The sequence below is a fragment of the Streptomyces griseoaurantiacus genome (assembly GCF_036189845.1).
Taxonomy (GTDB): domain Bacteria; phylum Actinomycetota; class Actinomycetes; order Streptomycetales; family Streptomycetaceae; genus Streptomyces; species Streptomyces griseoaurantiacus.
Window position 1 is genome coordinate 4,236,425 of the sequence record NZ_CP108326.1, and the last position, 15,874, is coordinate 4,252,298.

The 15,874-nt window shown below is 71.1% G+C and carries 16 protein-coding genes; 13 read left to right on the forward strand and 3 right to left on the reverse strand.

Features of this window, described 5'->3' with window-relative positions:
* Window positions 1-60: 60 nt before the first annotated feature.
* Window positions 61-825, reverse strand: coding sequence for a hypothetical protein (locus tag OHB09_RS18860; protein WP_176945022.1), 765 nt, complete (start codon window positions 823-825; stop codon window positions 61-63).
* Window positions 826-964: 139 nt separating this feature from the next.
* Here OHB09_RS18860 and hemL point away from each other — a divergent pair, with 139 nt between their 5' ends.
* The 7 genes from hemL (at window position 965) to ccsB (ending at window position 8,989) form a co-directional block, all read left to right on the forward strand.
* Window positions 965-2,284, forward strand: a complete 1,320-nt coding sequence (gene hemL / locus OHB09_RS18865) for a glutamate-1-semialdehyde 2,1-aminomutase (RefSeq protein WP_040894404.1) — start codon at window positions 965-967, stop codon at window positions 2,282-2,284.
* Window positions 2,281-2,979 (forward strand): histidine phosphatase family protein, encoded by a 699-nt coding sequence (locus OHB09_RS18870; protein WP_328922287.1) that lies wholly within the window; start codon window positions 2,281-2,283, stop codon window positions 2,977-2,979. The genes hemL and OHB09_RS18870 overlap by 4 nt, the downstream gene beginning before the upstream one ends.
* 245 nt (window positions 2,980-3,224) lie before the next feature.
* Entirely contained in the window at window positions 3,225-4,544 is a 1,320-nt protein-coding gene (locus tag OHB09_RS18875; protein WP_328922288.1) for a polysaccharide deacetylase family protein, read from the forward strand.
* Between the two features lie 98 nt (window positions 4,545-4,642).
* Complete coding sequence (locus OHB09_RS18880) at window positions 4,643-5,287, forward strand: TlpA family protein disulfide reductase (protein ID WP_040894396.1); 645 nt, start codon at window positions 4,643-4,645, stop codon at window positions 5,285-5,287.
* 4 nt (window positions 5,288-5,291) lie between these two features.
* Window positions 5,292-6,053, forward strand: coding sequence for a cytochrome c biogenesis CcdA family protein (locus tag OHB09_RS18885; RefSeq protein ID WP_006138914.1), 762 nt, complete (start codon window positions 5,292-5,294; stop codon window positions 6,051-6,053).
* A 3-nt stretch (window positions 6,054-6,056) separates the two neighbouring features.
* The gene (gene resB, locus OHB09_RS18890) at window positions 6,057-7,904 is read left to right on the forward strand and encodes a cytochrome c biogenesis protein ResB (protein WP_167794382.1); all 1,848 of its coding nucleotides are present in this window, start codon (window positions 6,057-6,059) and stop codon (window positions 7,902-7,904) included.
* Entirely contained in the window at window positions 7,901-8,989 is a 1,089-nt protein-coding gene (ccsB, locus tag OHB09_RS18895) for a c-type cytochrome biogenesis protein CcsB (protein WP_006138912.1), read from the forward strand. The genes resB and ccsB overlap by 4 nt, the downstream gene beginning before the upstream one ends.
* Window positions 8,990-9,070: 81 nt before the next feature.
* Here ccsB and OHB09_RS18900 read toward each other — a convergent pair whose 3' ends face one another.
* Complete coding sequence (locus tag OHB09_RS18900) at window positions 9,071-9,373, reverse strand: PLD nuclease N-terminal domain-containing protein (protein ID WP_040894393.1); 303 nt, start codon at window positions 9,371-9,373, stop codon at window positions 9,071-9,073.
* 119 nt (window positions 9,374-9,492) lie between these two features.
* On the opposite strand from OHB09_RS18900, the gene OHB09_RS18905 reads away from it, so the two are divergent.
* Together OHB09_RS18905 and mqnP are read left to right on the forward strand one after the other, a co-directional pair.
* Window positions 9,493-10,950, forward strand: coding sequence for a menaquinone biosynthesis decarboxylase (locus tag OHB09_RS18905; protein WP_006138910.1), 1,458 nt, complete (start codon window positions 9,493-9,495; stop codon window positions 10,948-10,950).
* The gene (gene mqnP, locus OHB09_RS18910; protein ID WP_093593633.1) at window positions 10,947-11,852 is read left to right on the forward strand and encodes a menaquinone biosynthesis prenyltransferase MqnP; all 906 of its coding nucleotides are present in this window, start codon (window positions 10,947-10,949) and stop codon (window positions 11,850-11,852) included. The genes OHB09_RS18905 and mqnP overlap by 4 nt, the downstream gene beginning before the upstream one ends.
* A 59-nt stretch (window positions 11,853-11,911) precedes the next feature.
* Here mqnP and OHB09_RS18915 read toward each other — a convergent pair whose 3' ends face one another.
* A complete protein-coding gene (locus tag OHB09_RS18915; RefSeq protein ID WP_006138908.1) occupies window positions 11,912-12,544 on the reverse strand; it encodes a rhomboid family intramembrane serine protease in 633 nt (210 codons plus the stop codon).
* Between the two features lie 125 nt (window positions 12,545-12,669).
* Here OHB09_RS18915 and OHB09_RS18920 point away from each other — a divergent pair, with 125 nt between their 5' ends.
* The 4 genes from OHB09_RS18920 to OHB09_RS18935 all read left to right on the forward strand — a co-directional run bounded on the left by OHB09_RS18920 (window position 12,670) and on the right by OHB09_RS18935 (window position 15,694).
* On the forward strand, window positions 12,670-13,392 hold the full coding sequence (locus tag OHB09_RS18920) for a UbiX family flavin prenyltransferase (protein ID WP_040894389.1): 723 nt from the start codon (window positions 12,670-12,672) through the stop codon (window positions 13,390-13,392).
* A gap of 7 nt (window positions 13,393-13,399) precedes the next feature.
* Window positions 13,400-13,858 (forward strand): Lrp/AsnC family transcriptional regulator, encoded by a 459-nt coding sequence (locus OHB09_RS18925; RefSeq protein WP_006138906.1) that lies wholly within the window; start codon window positions 13,400-13,402, stop codon window positions 13,856-13,858.
* Window positions 13,859-13,961: 103 nt separating this feature from the next.
* On the forward strand, window positions 13,962-15,125 hold the full coding sequence (gene mqnE / locus OHB09_RS18930) for an aminofutalosine synthase MqnE (protein WP_006138905.1): 1,164 nt from the start codon (window positions 13,962-13,964) through the stop codon (window positions 15,123-15,125).
* 8 nt (window positions 15,126-15,133) lie between these two features.
* Window positions 15,134-15,694 (forward strand): GNAT family N-acetyltransferase, encoded by a 561-nt coding sequence (locus OHB09_RS18935; protein ID WP_234527613.1) that lies wholly within the window; start codon window positions 15,134-15,136, stop codon window positions 15,692-15,694.
* Window positions 15,695-15,874: the final 180 nt, after the last annotated feature.

The window sequence follows — 15,874 nt, forward strand, 5'->3', positions numbered from 1 at the left end:
TCCGGGTGTCACCCGGAGGGGGCGTCGGACGACCTGCCACGTTCGGCGGAGCCGCTCGGATCAGGGCCACACCAGGCAGTACGGCTGGTGCCCCGCCTCGTGCAGGCGGTGGCTGAAGTCCTGCCACTCGTGCAGCAGTTGGTAGACGTTGAAGGCGTCGCGGGGGCCGCCGCGGTCGGGGACCGTGGACCAGATGAAGGCGGCCGCGCCGACCGCCTCCTCGCCTATGCCGCGCAGCGGGTCGACGACCGTCATGGGGAGTTTCACGACCGCGTAGTCGGGGTGCAGGACCACCAGCTCCAGCGGGGGGACCTTGTGCAGCGGGACGCCCTCGATGCCGGTGAGGACCATGGCCGCCATGGTCTCCGGCTTGATCTTGGTGAACATGCCGCCCATGCCGAGCTCGTCCCCGCCGAGTTCCTCGGGGCGCATCGAGATCGGGACGCGGGCCGCCGTGGCGCCGTCGGGCGCGCCGAAGTACTTGTACGTCACCCCCACCCGACCACCATTCCCGCTTCCTGCGCCGAGTCGATCCGGCCTGTGATCAGCCCTACGGTTCGCATGGTCCATGCCATCCATACGCGCCAGGCGCTCGATTCGCTCAGGTTCCGCCGTCGAAGCCTCCGGACCCGTCGTCCGAGAGGACTGCGTGGGCTGCGAGGGCTGAGAGGTCTGCGGTGGCTGGGACGTCTGCGGTGGCTGGGATGTCTGTCGCGTCTGCTGCTGCTCCGTCGTCTCCTCCGCGTCGCGTCGGTGCCTTCCCCGCCGGGCACGCCGAGGACCCCGGTCATCGGTCCCCTCGCCCAGTCCGCCACCGCGATGCATATCTCCACCCGCATGCTTTTCTAGGACTCGTGGTCCCCGCCGCGCAACCCGATCATCGTGTCAGTGACCTCCCCCACGGCCGCCCGCCGAAACGTGCGGCGAAACACCAGTCCGCGGGATCCCCGACGCCTCTGACACCATGGCTCATGTGAGCTATCCGTACGAAGCCCCAGTTTCGCAGACTCTTTTCGCGCGCGCCGAGGCCGTCACGCCGGGCGGCGTGAACTCTCCGGTCCGCGCCTTCGGTGCCGTGGGCGGTACGCCCCGGTTCATGGTGTCCGGCACCGGTCCCTATCTGACCGACGCCGACGGCAGGGAGTACGTGGACCTCGTGTGCTCCTGGGGTCCCATGATCCTCGGCCACGCCCGGCCCGAGGTGATCGCGGCCGTCCAGGAGGCCGTCGCCCGCGGCACCTCCTTCGGCACGCCCGGCGAGGGCGAGGTCGCGCTCGCGGAGGAGATGGTCGCCCGCGTCGCGCCCCTGGAGCAGGTCCGGCTGGTCTCCAGCGGCACCGAGGCCACCATGTCCGCGATCCGCCTCGCGCGCGGGTTCACGCGGCGCGCGAAGGTGGTGAAGTTCGCCGGGTGCTACCACGGGCACGTCGACTCCCTGCTCGCCGCGGCCGGTTCCGGCCTCGCCACGTTCGCGCTGCCCGACACCCCGGGGGTGACCGGCGCGCAGGCCGGCGACACGATCGTGCTGCCGTACAACGACCTCGACGCGGTGCGTGCCGCCTTCGCCGCGCACCCGGGCGAGATCGCCTGTGTGATCACCGAGGCCTCGCCCGGCAACATGGGCGTCGTCCCGCCGCTGCCCGGCTTCAACCGGGGGCTGCGCGACCTGTGCCGGGAGAACGGCGCGCTGTACGTCTCCGACGAGGTGATGACCGGCTTCCGCACGAGCCGCGCCGGCTGGTTCGGCGTCGACGGCGTCGAGCCCGACCTGATGACCTTCGGCAAGGTGATGGGCGGCGGCTTCCCCGCCGCCGCGTTCGGCGGTCGTGCGGACGTCATGGCGCACCTGGCCCCGGCGGGCCCGGTCTACCAGGCCGGCACCCTCTCCGGGAACCCGGTCGCCACCGCCGCCGGCCTGGCCCAGCTCCGGCTCCTGGACGAGGCCGCGTACGCCACGGTCGACGCGGTCTCCGAGCGGCTGCGGGCGCTGGTGACCGAGGCGCTCACCAAGGAGGGCGTCGCACACACCGTGCAGAACGCCTCCAACATGTTCTCCGTGTTCTTCACCGAGCGTCCGGTGCGGAACTACGAGGACGCCCGGGCTCAGGAGTCGTTCCGCTTCACCGCGTTCTTCCACTCGATGCTCGCCCAGGGCGTCCACCTTCCCCCTTCCTCCTTCGAGTCCTGGTTCGTGTCGACGGCGCACGACGAGCGGGCCCTGGAGCGGATCGCCGACGCCCTTCCGGCGGCGGCCAGAGCAGCAGCGGAGGCCACGGCCGCATGAGCACCAGCGACAACAGCCACACGAGCGACGAGATCACCGTCGTGCACGTGATGCGGCACGGCGAGGTGGAGAACCCGGAGGGCGTCCTCTACGGGCGGCTGCCCGGCTACCACCTCTCCGAGCTGGGCCGGAAGATGGCCGAGCGAGTGGCCGAGCACCTCACCTCCCGTGACATCACGCACGTCGCCGCCTCCCCGCTGGAGCGGGCCCAGGAGACGGCGAGTCCGATCGCGAAGGCGCACGGCCTCGACCTCGCCACGGACGGGCGGCTGATCGAGGCGGAGAACGTCTTCCAGGGCAAGACCTTCGGCGTCGGGGACGGCGCGCTGCGGCGGCCGGCCAACTGGAAGCACGTCGTCAACCCGTTCAAGCCGTCCTGGGGCGAGCCGTACGTGGACCAGGTCGTGCGGATGATGGGCGCGCTGCACGCCGCGAAGGACGCGGCGCGGGGGCACGAGGCGGTGTGCGTGAGCCACCAGCTCCCGATCTGGACCCTGCGGTCGTACGTGGAGAAGCGGCGGCTGTGGCACGACCCGCGCAAGCGGCAGTGCACGCTCGCCTCGTTGACGACGTTCACGTTCCAGGGGGACCGGATCGTCTCGGTGGGGTACACCGAGCCGGCCCGGGACCTGGTGCCGCCCCACCTGCTGGCCGGGGCCAAGGCCAAGGGGAACACCAAGGCCTTCGGGGCCTGACCCCGAGCACGGCGACAGGGGCGGGAAAGGGGGCGCGTACGGTTGCGTGCGCTGCCCCCGCGCCCCCGACGACAGCCCGGCCCCGTGCCCTGATCTGCACGGGGCCAAATGATCGTATTTTCGTAACAACCGGTCGATAGTTGTCCCCCGAACGGAACCCCCGACTCGCCCCCGCCCTCTATCCCTGTGTCAGCTGGGAGTCAGCTGAGCGAAAGCTGAGTGCAGCGAGATCGAGGGGCCGCCCCATGGGGAACATCAGCCGGCGAGGAATGATCGGGCTCGGCGCGGGGGCCGCCGCGGCGATGGGACTCACCGCGTGCGGCGGAGGCGACGACGCCACCGGCCAGGCCGGCGGGTCCGGTGCCAGGAAGAAGAAGCCCGGCACCCCCAAGCCCAGCGCCCGCCCCATAGGCGACGGCTCCACCGCCGACACCGGCCCCCAGCCGAACCAGCCCGACAAGCCCGTGCCGCTCGAACCGGGCCAGACTCCGCCGCAGTTCGTGATCTTCTCCTGGGACGGCGCCGGCGAGGTCGGCAACGGACTCTTCCCGCGCTTCCTGAAGCTCGCCGAGGAGCACGAGGCGCACATGACCTTCTTCCTCTCCGGGCTGTACCTGCTCCCGGAGTCGAAGAAGCGCATGTACCACGGGCCGAACAACGCACCCGGCGCCTCCGACATCGGCTACCTCACCGACGAGCACATCAAGATGACGTTGAAGTACATACGCCAGGCCTGGCTGGAGGGCCACGAGATAGGCACCCACTTCAACGGCCACTTCTGCTCCGGCCACGGCACGGTCGCCAACTGGACCGCCAAGCAGTGGCACAGCGAGATCGCCCAGGCCAAGTCCTTCGTCAAGGAGTGGCGGACCAACACCGGCTGGACCGACCTGCCCTCCCTGCCGTTCGACTACGACAAGGAGCTCGTCGGCGGCCGCACCCCCTGTCTGCTCGGCCAGGACAACCTGCTCCCCACCGCGCGCGAACTCGGCTGGCGCTACGACGCCTCCTCGCCCGGCGGCCGCCAGCGCTGGCCCCAGCAGAAGAACCGGGTGTGGGACCTGCCCCTGCAGGGCGTGCCGTTCCCCGGCCACACCTTCGAGGTCCTCTCGATGGACTACAACATGCTGGCCAACCAGTCGGTCAACTCCACCAAGGCCCCGCCGTCGAACTACCCGGGCTGGCGCAAGCAGGCCGCGAACGCCTACATCAACGGCTTCAAGCGGGCCTACGAGAGCAACCGGGCGCCCTTCTTCATCGGCAACCACTTCGAGGAGTGGAACGGCGGCATCTACATGGACGCCGTCGAGCAGGCCCTCAAGCACATCGCCCGGGAGAAGGAGAAGGGCGGCGATGTGCGCATGGTCTCCTTCCGGCAGTTCGTGGACTGGATCGACGTGCAGCCCCCGGAGATCCTCGAGAAGCTCCAGTCGCTGAAGGTCGGCCAGAAGCCGGCCGGCGGCTGGAAGACCTTCCTCAAGGACGACACGGGCAAGGGCAGCGGCAAGGGCTCCGGGAAGGGCACCGGCACCGGGACCGGCAAGGGCTCCGAGGACGCCGCCTGACCCCGCGCCCGACCCGCGGAACCCCTGTCTGAAATGCGGGTTTCCGTCCGACAGGGGGGTGCGGAAGATCCCTGGAACGGGCATGCGAAACTTTTCACATGAGTGCCGCCCGCCGCGCCCCCCGACGCCCGACCCGCCTCGTGCCCCGCCGTGGCCGCAGCCGCCGCCGAACCGCCCTCACCGGCGCCGGGGCGGCTCTCGCGGCACTCGTGCTGGCCGCCTGCGGTTCCGGCGGCGTGTCCGGCGGATCCGGGAACACCAACTTCGTGGCCGGCAAGGACGGCGTCGACACCGCGGGCAAGGGCCACCGCCAGGCCGCGCCCGACCTCTCCGGCAAGACCATCGACGGCAAGCGGCTCGACGTCGCCGACTACCGCGGCAAGGTCGTCGTCCTCAACGTCTGGGGCTCCTGGTGCTCGCCCTGCCGGGCCGAGGCCGACAACTTCGCCAAGGTCGCGAAGGAGAGCGCGGCCAAGGGCGTCCAGTTCGTCGGCATCAACACGCGGGACACCAGCACCACCCCGGCCGTCGAGTTCGAGAAGGCCCACGGGATCACCTACCCGAGCCTGTACGACCCGACCGGCCGGCTCCTGCTGCGCTTCAAGAAGGGGACGCTCAACCCGCAGGCCATCCCCTCCACGCTGATCCTCGACCGCGAGGGCCGGATCGCCGCGCGGACGCTGCAGCCGCTCAGCGAGGACAAGCTGCACGAGATGCTCGACCCGGTCGTAGCGGAGAAGTGACACCGTGCTCCTCGCCGCAGCCACCGACCCGAACATGACCGTCCGCAACGGAGCCCTGCTCCTCGCGATCCCGGTCGCCGTGCTCGGGGGCCTCGTCTCCTTCTTCTCCCCGTGCGTCCTGCCGCTCGTCCCCGGCTACCTCTCCTACGTGACCGGCGTCACCGGCACCGACCTGGCCGAGGCCCGGCGCGGGCGGATGGCCGGCGGGGCCGCGCTCTTCGTCGCCGGGTTCACCGTGGTGTTCGTCTCCGGCGGCGCCCTCTTCGGCTACTTCGGGCAGACGCTGCAGGAGTACAGCGGCACCCTCTCCAAGGTGCTCGGCGGGCTGATGATCGCCCTCGGCGTCTTCTTCATGGGCCTGATGCCCTGGCTCACCCAGCGCGAGTTCCGCTTCCACCGGCGGCCCACCGCCGGCCTGGTAGGCGCGCCCGTTCTCGGCGCGCTCTTCGGGATCGGCTGGACGCCGTGCATCGGCCCGACCCTCGCCTCCGTGCTCGCGCTGTCCTCCAACGAGGCGAGCGCCGGGCGCGGGGCCATACTGACGGTCGCCTACTGCCTCGGCCTGGGCGTACCGTTCGTGCTCGCCGCCGTCGCCTTCCGCAAGGCGCTCGGCGCCTTCGGCTGGGTCAAGCGGCACTACGTGTGGGTCATGCGGCTCGGCGGCACGATGATGATCGTCACGGGGGTACTGCTGCTCACCGGCGCCTGGGACCACCTGGTGCAGGAGATGCAGACCTGGTCCAACGGCTTCACTGTGGGGATCTGATCGATGAGCGAGTCCACGACCACCGACGCGGCACGGGAAGCGGCGGACGCGGCCGGTGAGGACCAGGACCTCGGCGCCGCCGGCTCCCAGCTGTCCACCGCCCCCACCGACACCGTCGTACCCGGCTCCTTCGGCGGGGTCCGCGGCCCCGGCGCCAAGGGGAGCCTCACCTGGACCCTGCGCGAGATCACCGGCTGGGCCCGCTGGTTCTGGCGGCAGCTCACCTCCATGCGGGTCGCGCTGATCCTGCTGTTCATGCTCTCCCTCGGCGCGATCCCCGGCTCGCTCATCCCGCAGACGGGCGCCGACGCCCTCAAGGTCGAGTCCTTCAAGGCCGCCCACAAGACCCTCGGGCCGCTCTACGAGAGGCTCGGGCTGTTCCACGTCTACAGCTCGGTGTGGTTCTCCGCGATCTACATCCTGCTGTTCGTCTCCCTCATCGGCTGCATCGTCCCGCGCACCTGGCAGTTCGTCGGCCAGCTCCGCAGCCGCCCGCCGGGCGCCCCCCGCCGGCTCACCCGGCTGCCCGCCTACGCGACCTGGCGCACCGACGCCGAGCCCGAGGCGGTGCGCGCCGCCGCCCTGAGGGCACTCCGCCGCCGCCGCTTCCGCGCCCACGTCGCCGGGGACGCCGTCGCCGCCGAGAAGGGGTACGTGCGGGAGCTCGGCAACCTGCTCTTCCACATCGCGCTGATCGTGCTGCTGGTCGCCTTCGCCTGGGGCCAGCTCTACAAGTCCGACGGCGACAAACTGGTGATCGAGGGCGACGGCTTCGCCAACACGCCCACGCAGTACGACGACATCAAGTCCGGCAGCCTCTTCAGCTCCGACGACCTCGTCCCCTTCAGCTTCGACCTGCACCGGTTCACCGGCACCTATGAGCGCACCGGCCCCAACCGGGGCACTCCGCGCACCTACGAGGCGGCGCTCAGCTACCGCGAGGGCGCCGACGGCGCGCGGAAGAAGACCACGGTCCGGGTCAACCACCCGCTGCACATCGGCGATTCCAAGGTCTACCTGGTCAGCCACGGCTACGCCCCGGTCGTCACCGTGCGCGACGCCAAGGGCAAGGTCGTCTTCCACCAGGCCGTGCCGCTGCTGCCGAGCGACGCCAACGTCACCTCGCAGGGCGCCATCAAGGTGCTCGACGGCTACACCAACGCCAAGGGCGAGCGCGAGCAGCTCGGCTTCTCCGCGTTCTTCGTGCCGACCTTCGCGGGCGCCGGCAAGGGCACGATGGTGTCCCAGTTCCCGGCGCTGGACAATCCGGTGCTCGCGCTGACCGCGTACCACGGCAGCCTCGGCTCGGACTCCGGCATCCCGCAGAACGTCTACCAGCTCGACACCTCGCACGCGAAGCAGTTCAAGACCGCCGACGGCGAGATCTTCAAGGACCGGCTCGCGCCGGGGCAGACCATGAAGCTCCCGGGCGGCAACGGCTCGATCACCTTCGAGAAGGACATCAAGGAGTGGGCCGGCTTCCAGATCGTCCAGGAGCCGGGCAGCGTCTGGGCGCTGACCGGTGCCGTCACGGCGATCCTGGGCCTGGCCGCCTCGCTGTTCATCTCCCGCCGCCGGGTGTGGGTGCGGGCCGTGCGGGACGCCGAGGGCGTCACCGTCGTCGAGATGGCGGGCCTCGGCCGCAGCGAGTCCGCGAAGCTCCCGCAGGAGCTCGGCGACCTGGCCGCCCGCGTCCACGCCGAGGCCCCGACCAGGACCGGCCCGCCCGGCCAGGGCACCGCGGCGGGCGGGCAGAACTCCCACGCACCCGATGACGCCGGCACCTCCCCGGGGGAGCAGGACGCCGCCGACCCCACCGTTTCCGCCACTGAAGGGGCAGAGAAGCAGTGAACAGCCTCGCCGCCACCAACGAACACCTAGCGAGCGTCAGCAACACGCTCATCTACTCGTCGATGGCCGTCTACACCCTGGCCTTCTTCGCCTACATCGCCGAATGGCTGTTCGGCAGCCGCAGCAAGGTGGCCCGCACGGCCAGCGCGCTGACCAAGGAGGGGACCGGGGCGGCGTCCGCGCAGGGCCCGGCGGTCACCGTCAGGTCGGCGGGCGGCACGGCCGTCCTGGAACGCCCGCAGGTCGTGGTCCGCGCCGCGTCCGGCTCCCGCGACGTGCCGGACGGACCCGGCGCCCACGGCGGTGACGAGCAGGGCGACATGTACGGCAGGATCGCCGTCTCGCTCACCGTGCTCTCGTTCCTGATCGAGTTCGGCGGCGTCCTCACCCGCGCCCTGTCGGTGCGCCGGGCGCCGTGGGGCAACATGTACGAGTTCAACATCACGTTCTCCACCGTCGCGGTGGGCGTCTTCCTCGTCCTGCTCGCGCTGCGCAAGAACGTCCGCTGGCTCGGCCTGCCGCTGATCACCACGGTCCTGCTCGACCTGGGCCTCGCTGTGACCGTGCTCTACACGGCGAGCGACCAGCTCGTCCCCGCGCTGCACTCGTACTGGCTCTACATCCACGTCTCCACCGCGATCTTCTGCGGCGCGGTGTTCTACGTCGGGGCCGTCGGCACGATCCTCTACCTGTTCAAGGACTCCTACGAGAACAAGCTGGCCGGCGGCGGCACCCCGGGCCGCTTCGCCACGTCCGTCCTGGAACGCCTCCCGGCCTCGTCCTCGCTGGACAAGTTCGCCTACCGGATCAACGCGGCGGTCTTCCCGCTGTGGACGTTCACGATCATCGCGGGCGCGATCTGGGCGGGCGACGCGTGGGGCCGCTACTGGAACTGGGACCCCAAGGAGACCTGGTCCTTCATCACCTGGGTCGCCTACGCGGGCTATCTGCACGCCCGCGCCACGGCCGGCTGGAAGGGCCGCAAGGCCGCCTACATCGCCCTGATCGCCTTCGCCTGCTGGCTCTTCAACTACTACGGCGTCAACATCTTCGTCTCGGGCAAGCACTCGTACGCCGGGGTGTGAGCCGAGCCCCTCGGGGGCGGAGCGTCCGAGGGACGGGAAGGGCGGGGGCGGGGACCCCCGCCCGGCCGTCCGCGTCCCGGCTCAGCCGTCCGCGTCCCGCTGCTTCCCGTCCTCCCCGAGCGACTTGAGGAACTCGGGATTGTCGTCGGGCGCCACCCAGCGCCCGGCACCGGCACCGCTGCCGGCCGCGCCGGCCGGCCGCCGCTTCTTCCCCGCCACCAGCCAGGCCACCGGCCCCACCAGTACCTCGCCGAACAGCAGGATCACGATCACCCAGGCCACCTTCGGCAGCCCCCGCACCTCTTCCTCGGGCGTGTTGAGGCAGTCCACGAAGGCGTAGATCCACAGGGCCAGCATCAGCAGCAGGGGCAGATACCTGAGCATGGTCGCGCGATCCCCCAGAGGGCCGTAAGACGGTGACGGGGCCTCGCGGGCCCCGGTGCGAGGGGCCATGTCGGCCCCGGTGACGGGCCCAGGTTATCCGGTGGCGGATACTGGGACGCATGGCTTACGACGATCTTCGCTCCCTGCTCCGGGCACTGGAACGGGACGGCGACCTCAAGCGCGTCAAGGCCGAGGTCGATCCGTATCTGGAGGTCGGGGAGATCGTCGACCGCGTACAGAAGTCCGGCGGCCCCGCCCTCCTCTTCGAGAACGTCAAGGGCAGCGCGATGCCCCTGGCGATGAACGTGTTCGGCACCGACCGCCGCCTGCTGAAGGCCCTCGGCCTCGCGTCGTACGAGGACATCTCCGACAAGATCGGCGGCCTGCTCAAGCCGGAACTGCCGCACGGCTTCGTCGGCGTCCGCGAGGCCTTCGGCAAGCTCGGCGCGATGGCGCACGTCCCGCCGAAGAAGGTCAAGGGCGACAGCGCCCCCGTGCAGGAGGTCGTGCTGCGCGGCGACGACGTCGACCTCGACGCGCTGCCCGCGCTGTTCACCTGGCCGAAGGACGGCGGCTCCTTCTTCAACCTGGGCCTCACCCACACCAAGGACCCCGAGTCGGGCATCCGCAACCTGGGCCTCTACCGCCTCCAGCGGCACGACGAGCGCACCATCGGCATGCACTGGCAGATCCACAAGGACAGCCGGAACCACTACCAGGTCGCCGCCCGCCGCGGCGAACGGCTCCCCGTCGCCATCGCCTTCGGCTGCCCGCCCGCCGTGACCTACGCCGCCACCGCCCCGCTGCCCGGCGACATCGACGAGTACCTGTTCGCCGGCTTCCTCGCGGGCCGGCGCATCGAGATGGTCGACTGCAAGACCGTTCCGCTCCAGGTCCCGGCGCAGGCCGAGGTCGTGCTGGAGGGCTGGCTGGAGCCCGGTCAGATGCTCCCCGAGGGACCCTTCGGCGACCACACCGGCTTCTACACCCCGCAGGAGCAGTTCCCCGCGCTCACCATCGACTGCGTGACGATGCGCAGGCGCCCCCTGCTCCAGTCGATCGTCGTGGGACGGCCGCCGACGGAGGACGGCCCCCTCGGCCGGGCGACCGAGCGCTTCTTCCTGCCGCTCCTGAAGATCATCGTGCCGGACATCGTGGACTACCACCTCCCCGAGGCGGGCGGCTTCCACAACTGCGCGATCGTCTCGATCGACAAGAAGTACCCCAAGCACGCCCAGAAGGTCATGCACGCCGTGTGGGGCGCCCACATGATGTCGCTGACCAAGCTGATCGTCGTCGTGGACGCCGACTGCGACGTCCACGACCTGCACGAGGTCGCCTGGCGCGCCCTCGGCAACACCGACTACGCCCGCGACCTCAGCGTCGTCGAGGGCCCCGTCGACCATCTCGACCACGCCTCCTACCAGCAGTTCTGGGGCGGCAAGGCGGGCATCGACGCCACGCGGAAATGGCCCGAGGAGGGGTACACGCGCGACGGGGGCTGGCCCGAGATGGTCCTGTCGGACCCCGAGACGGCGGCGAAGGTCGACCGCCGGTGGAAGGAGTACGGACTGTGACCAGCGCCTCCGCGGCCCTCCCCCAGCAGCCGGGACGCACCAAGGCGTTCCTGCGCCTGGTGATGATCGAGCACTCCGTGTTCGCGCTGCCCTTCGCCTACATCGCCGCGCTGACCGCGATGTACGAGTGGGACGAGAACATCCACTGGGGCCGGCTGCTGCTCGTCACCGTCGCGATGGTGGGCCTGCGCACCTTCGCCATGGCCGCGAACCGGATCATCGACCGCGAGATCGACGCCCGCAACCCGCGCACCGCCCACCGCGAACTCGTCACCGGCGCGATGTCGGTGCGGCACGCCTGGACCGGCGCCCTCGTCGCCCTCGTCGTCTTCCTCGGCGCCGCCGCCGCGCTCAACCCGCTCTGCCTGGCGCTCGCCCCCGTCGCCGTGATCCCGATGGTGGTCTACCCCTACGGCAAGCGGTTCACGAACTTCCCGCAGGCCATCCTCGGCCTCGCCCAGGCGATGGGCCCGATCGGCGGCTGGCTCGCCATCAGCGGCTCCTGGTCCTGGGACGCGGTGATCCTCGGCCTGGCCGTCGGCGTCTGGATCGGCGGCTTCGACCTCATCTACGCCTGCCAGGACGTGGAGACCGACCGCGAGGTCGGCGTGCGGTCCGTGCCCGCCCGCTTCGGCATCCCCGCCGCCATCTGGGGCGCCCGGGCCTGTCACACCGTCACCACCGCCCTGTTCGTCTGGTTCGCCCTCGCCACCGACGCCGGTCCCTTCTTCTGGCTCGGTCTGGTGATCGTGGCCGGCGCGTTCGTCTACGAGCACACGATCGTCCGCCCCCACGACCTGACCCGCCTGAACAGGGCGTTCTTCAGCGTCAACGGCTTCATCGGGATCGCACTCTTCGTGTGCGCCCTGCTCGACCTGCTGGTGCGCGGCCTGACGGTCTGACGGGTGTGGGGGATCCGGCCGGTCCGGGCCGGTCCGCACCGGTCGTCGGGGAGCTGCCGCTACCGCGGCAGTGCCCCGCGGGCGCCCGCCACGGGTGGGCGCCGGAACACGAACGCCGCCGCCACCCCCGAGACCAGGCCTATGAGGTGGCCCTGCCAGCTCACGCCCGTCTGCGTGGGCGCCAGACCGGTGAGGATCGAGGTGCCCCAGACCGCGGCCACCAGCAGACCGGCCACCACCCCCAGCGGGCGGCGCTCGGTGAAGCCGCTGACCAGCAGGAAGCCGAAGAGGCCGAAGATCAGACCGGAGGCGCCCGCCGTGTTGGTGTGCGCCGGGGCCACCAGCCACACGCCCAGTCCGTCGGCCACGACGATCAGCGCGCAGACCAGCGCGAACCGGCGTATCCCGCCGAGCGCCGCCAGGAAGCCCAGCACGAGGAGCGGCACGCTGTTCGCGGCCACGTGCCCGAAGCCGAAGTGGACGAACGAGGCCGGCACGACGTCCACCAGCTCGGAGACCCGGCGCGGCTCGATGCCGAGACCGTCCAGCGCGTGACCGCTCGCCACGTCGACGAGTTCGAGCAGCCACAGCAGCGCGACCCAGCCGGCCATCAGCTCGGCCGCGGCCTTCGCCCGCTCACCCCGTGACCACGCGGGCAGCGCCCGCCCGCCCCTGCTGTCCGTACCCCACATGGCTCCCCCTGCCGGCGATCCCACCAGTGACTCGCCGGGCGAGTCGTCCGACTCGTCCCGTCCGGTCAACGGTCGGACCCCCTCGTCCGGTTCCCACCCCCCCGCAGCCGGATAGGCTCGGGGTCGTGAACCCAGCCAACCCAGGCAGGACGGCGCGTACACCTTGGATCGTAGGGGTGTCGGGCGCCTCCGGTACCCCGTATGCGGCCGCCGTGCTGCGCGCGCTGCTCGCCGCGGGCGAGAGCGTGGACCTCGTGGTCTCCCGTGCCGCCCGGCTGACCCTGCTGGACGAGACGGGCATCGGCTTCCGGGACGCGCACTGGCGGTCCGACCTGCGGGCCTGGCTGGCCCGGGGCGCCGACGGCAAGCCGGACACCTTCGCCGCCGAGAGCGCCGACCTCGGCGCGGTACGGCACTGGGCGGCGGGGGACCTGGCGGCGGGCCCCTCCTCCGGCTCGTATCCCGTCAAGGGCATGCTCATCGTGCCCGCCTCGACGGCGTGCGTGGCCGGGGTCGCGCTCGGGCTCTCCAAGGACCTGCTCCAGCGCGCGGCGAGCGTGACCCTCAAGGAGGGGCGCCGCCTGGTCGTGGCCGTCCGCGAGACCCCGCTGAACGGGCAGACCCTGCGGCACCTGGTGGCCCTGGACGAGGCCGGGGCGACGGTGCTGCCCGCCTCGCCCGCCTTCTACGCCGGGGCGACGCACATCCAGGACCTGGTGGACTTCGTCGCCGGACGGGCCCTGGACGCGGCGGGTGTCCCGCACACGCTCTACCGCCGCTGGGAGGGCGACCTCGGCGGCGGCCGCACGACGACGCACACCCATTACCCCAACTCAGCGGAAGGCTAGCGATCGCATGGACGCGGTGGACAGGCAGCTCATCCAGGCCCTGCGGGAGAACGGCCGGGCCTCCTACGCGGAGCTGGGCCGCCTCGTCGGTCTGTCGGGACCCAGTGTCACCGACCGCATCAACCGCCTGGAGGCGGCCGGCGTCATCACCGGATATCGCGCCACCGTCGACTCCGCCTCGCTCGGGCTCGGCGTCACCGCGCTCATCGGCATCTCGCTCTCGGACTCCGTCGACCACGAGGACGTGGCACTGCGGCTGAAGGACCTGCACGAGATCGAGGACTGCTGGTTCATCGCGGGCGACGACTCCTTCATGATCAAGGTGCGGGCCTCGGACGTGGACGGCCTGGAGAAGACCATCCGGCGGCTCTCGGGCACCAAGGGCGTCTCCCGGACCCGCACCACGATCGTGCTCTCCACGAAGTGGGAGAACAGGGTGGGCGAGCTGCCCGAAGAGGTGCTCTGAGGTCCGCGGCGGGGCCCCGCCGACGCGGGGCCGGGCCTGCGGCGGGGGCCCGCCCGCGCGGGCGTACGGTTGTCGGAGTCTGCACGGAGAGATGAGGTATCGCATGGACGCCGGGCTCAAGCGCGAGCTGGAGGACAAGGTCAGGTCCGGTGAGCGGCTGACCCGCGAGGACGGCATCGCGCTGTACGCCTCGGACGACCTGGCCTGGCTCGGCGGACTCGCCCACGAGGTGCGCACGCGGAAGAACGGCGACGTCGTCCACTTCAACGTCAACCGCCACCTGAACATGACCAACGTGTGCACGGCCTCCTGCGCCTACTGCTCCTTCCAGCGCAAGCCGGGGGAGAAGGACGCGTACACGATGCGCATCGAGGAGGCGGTGAAGCTCGCCAAGGCGATGGAGGGCGAGAACCTCACCGAGCTGCACATCGTCAACGGCCTGCACCCCAACCTGCCGTGGCGCTACTACCCGCGCTCGCTGCGGGAGCTGAAGGCCGCCCTGCCGAACGTGTCCCTCAAGGCGTTCACGGCCACCGAGATCCACCACTTCGAGACGATCTCCGGGATGAGCGCGAGCGAGATCCTCGACGAGCTGATCGACGCCGGCCTGGAGTCCCTGACCGGCGGCGGCGCGGAGATCTTCGACTGGGAGGTGCGGCAGCACATCGTCGACCACCGCACCCACTGGGAGGACTGGTCGCGCATCCACCGGCTGGCGCACGAGAAGGGGCTCAAGACCCCCTCCACCATGCTGTACGGGCACATCGAGGAGCCCCGCCACCGCGTCGACCACGTGCTGCGCCTGCGCGAGCTGCAGGACGAGACCGGCGGCTTCCAGGTCTTCATCCCGCTGCGCTACCAGCACGACTTCGTGGACATGAAGGACGGCAAGATCCGCAACCGCCTCCAGGCGCGCACCCAGATGGCGACGGGCGCGGAGGCGCTGAAGACCTTCGCGGTCTCCCGGCTGCTGTTCGACAACGTGCCGCACGTCAAGGTGTTCTGGGTCATGCACGGCGTGCAGACCGCGCAGCTCGCCCTCCAGCACGGCGCGGACGACATGGACGGTTCGGTCGTCGAGTACAAGATCACGCACGACGCGGACAACTACGGCACGCCGAACAAGCTCACCCGCGAGGACCTGCTCGACCTGATCCGCGACGCCGGCTTCCGCCCCGTCGAGCGCAATACGCGCTACGAGATCATCCGCGAGTACGAGGGCGCCGACCCGGGCCGCCGCGACGAGCCGCAGCCGATGCGGGTGTGAGGCCGGACGTGTCCCTGGCTTTCACCCTCGACCCGGCGGTCACGCCCGCGCTCCGCAACGGCCTGCTCACCCTGTGGACGGACGTGTCGAACGCGGGCGGCTCGGTCGGCTTCGTGCCGCCGGTGGAGGCCGGGGACGTACGCCCGGCGCTGGTGCGGCACTTCGTCGCCATGAGCGAGGGCCACACCCGGCTCCTCGTCGGCCGGTACGACGCGGACGGCGCGGACGGCGCGGACGGCGCGGACGAGGAGGGCGAGGTGGTCGCGGCGGCGTTCCTCGCGGCCAACACGCACCCGCTGATGCGGCACTGGGCGTGGCTCCACACGGTGATGGTCCACCCCCGCCGGCAGGGCGGCGGCCACGGGCGCGCGCTGCTCGCCGCCGCCGAGCGGGCCGCCCGCGCGATGCCCGGCATCGAGGCGATACGGCTCACCTGCCGGGGCGGCACCGGCCTCGAACGGTTCTACGAGGCCTGCGGCTACAAGGAGGTCGGTCGGGTGCCGGGCGCGATCCGGGTCGGCCCGGGGGACGACCGCGACGACGTGACGATGCTCCTCGCGCTTGTCTGAAGGACCCACCGGGCGGGCGGCGCCCAGCCGAACCCGGCTGCCGCCCCGGTGCGCGCGCGTGCTTCACTGGAGGTCACGGACGACGCCTTTGGCGATGTTCGCGCCGGAATGTTCGGTCGGCCGGCCGGCACACCGACACCTTCGAGACCGCGACACCTCGGAACGGAAGAGTGGGTTGAG

Bases quoted from the DNA above. Each gene is read 5' to 3' on its own strand.
- OHB09_RS18860 (WP_176945022.1), bottom strand. From the start codon at position 825: ATGCATCGCGGTGGCGGACTGGGCGAGGGGACCGATGACCGGGGTCCT.
- hemL (WP_040894404.1), top strand. From the start codon at position 965: ATGGCTCATGTGAGCTATCCGTACGAAGCCCCAGTTTCGCAGACTCTT.
- OHB09_RS18870 (WP_328922287.1), top strand. From the start codon at position 2,281: ATGAGCACCAGCGACAACAGCCACACGAGCGACGAGATCACCGTCGTG.
- OHB09_RS18875 (WP_328922288.1), top strand. From the start codon at position 3,225: ATGGGGAACATCAGCCGGCGAGGAATGATCGGGCTCGGCGCGGGGGCC.
- OHB09_RS18880 (WP_040894396.1), top strand. From the start codon at position 4,643: ATGAGTGCCGCCCGCCGCGCCCCCCGACGCCCGACCCGCCTCGTGCCC.
- resB (WP_167794382.1), top strand. From the start codon at position 6,057: ATGAGCGAGTCCACGACCACCGACGCGGCACGGGAAGCGGCGGACGCG.
- OHB09_RS18900 (WP_040894393.1), bottom strand. From the start codon at position 9,373: ATGCTCAGGTATCTGCCCCTGCTGCTGATGCTGGCCCTGTGGATCTAC.
- OHB09_RS18905 (WP_006138910.1), top strand. From the start codon at position 9,493: ATGGCTTACGACGATCTTCGCTCCCTGCTCCGGGCACTGGAACGGGAC.
- OHB09_RS18915 (WP_006138908.1), bottom strand. From the start codon at position 12,544: ATGTGGGGTACGGACAGCAGGGGCGGGCGGGCGCTGCCCGCGTGGTCA.
- OHB09_RS18925 (WP_006138906.1), top strand. From the start codon at position 13,400: ATGGACGCGGTGGACAGGCAGCTCATCCAGGCCCTGCGGGAGAACGGC.
- mqnE (WP_006138905.1), top strand. From the start codon at position 13,962: ATGGACGCCGGGCTCAAGCGCGAGCTGGAGGACAAGGTCAGGTCCGGT.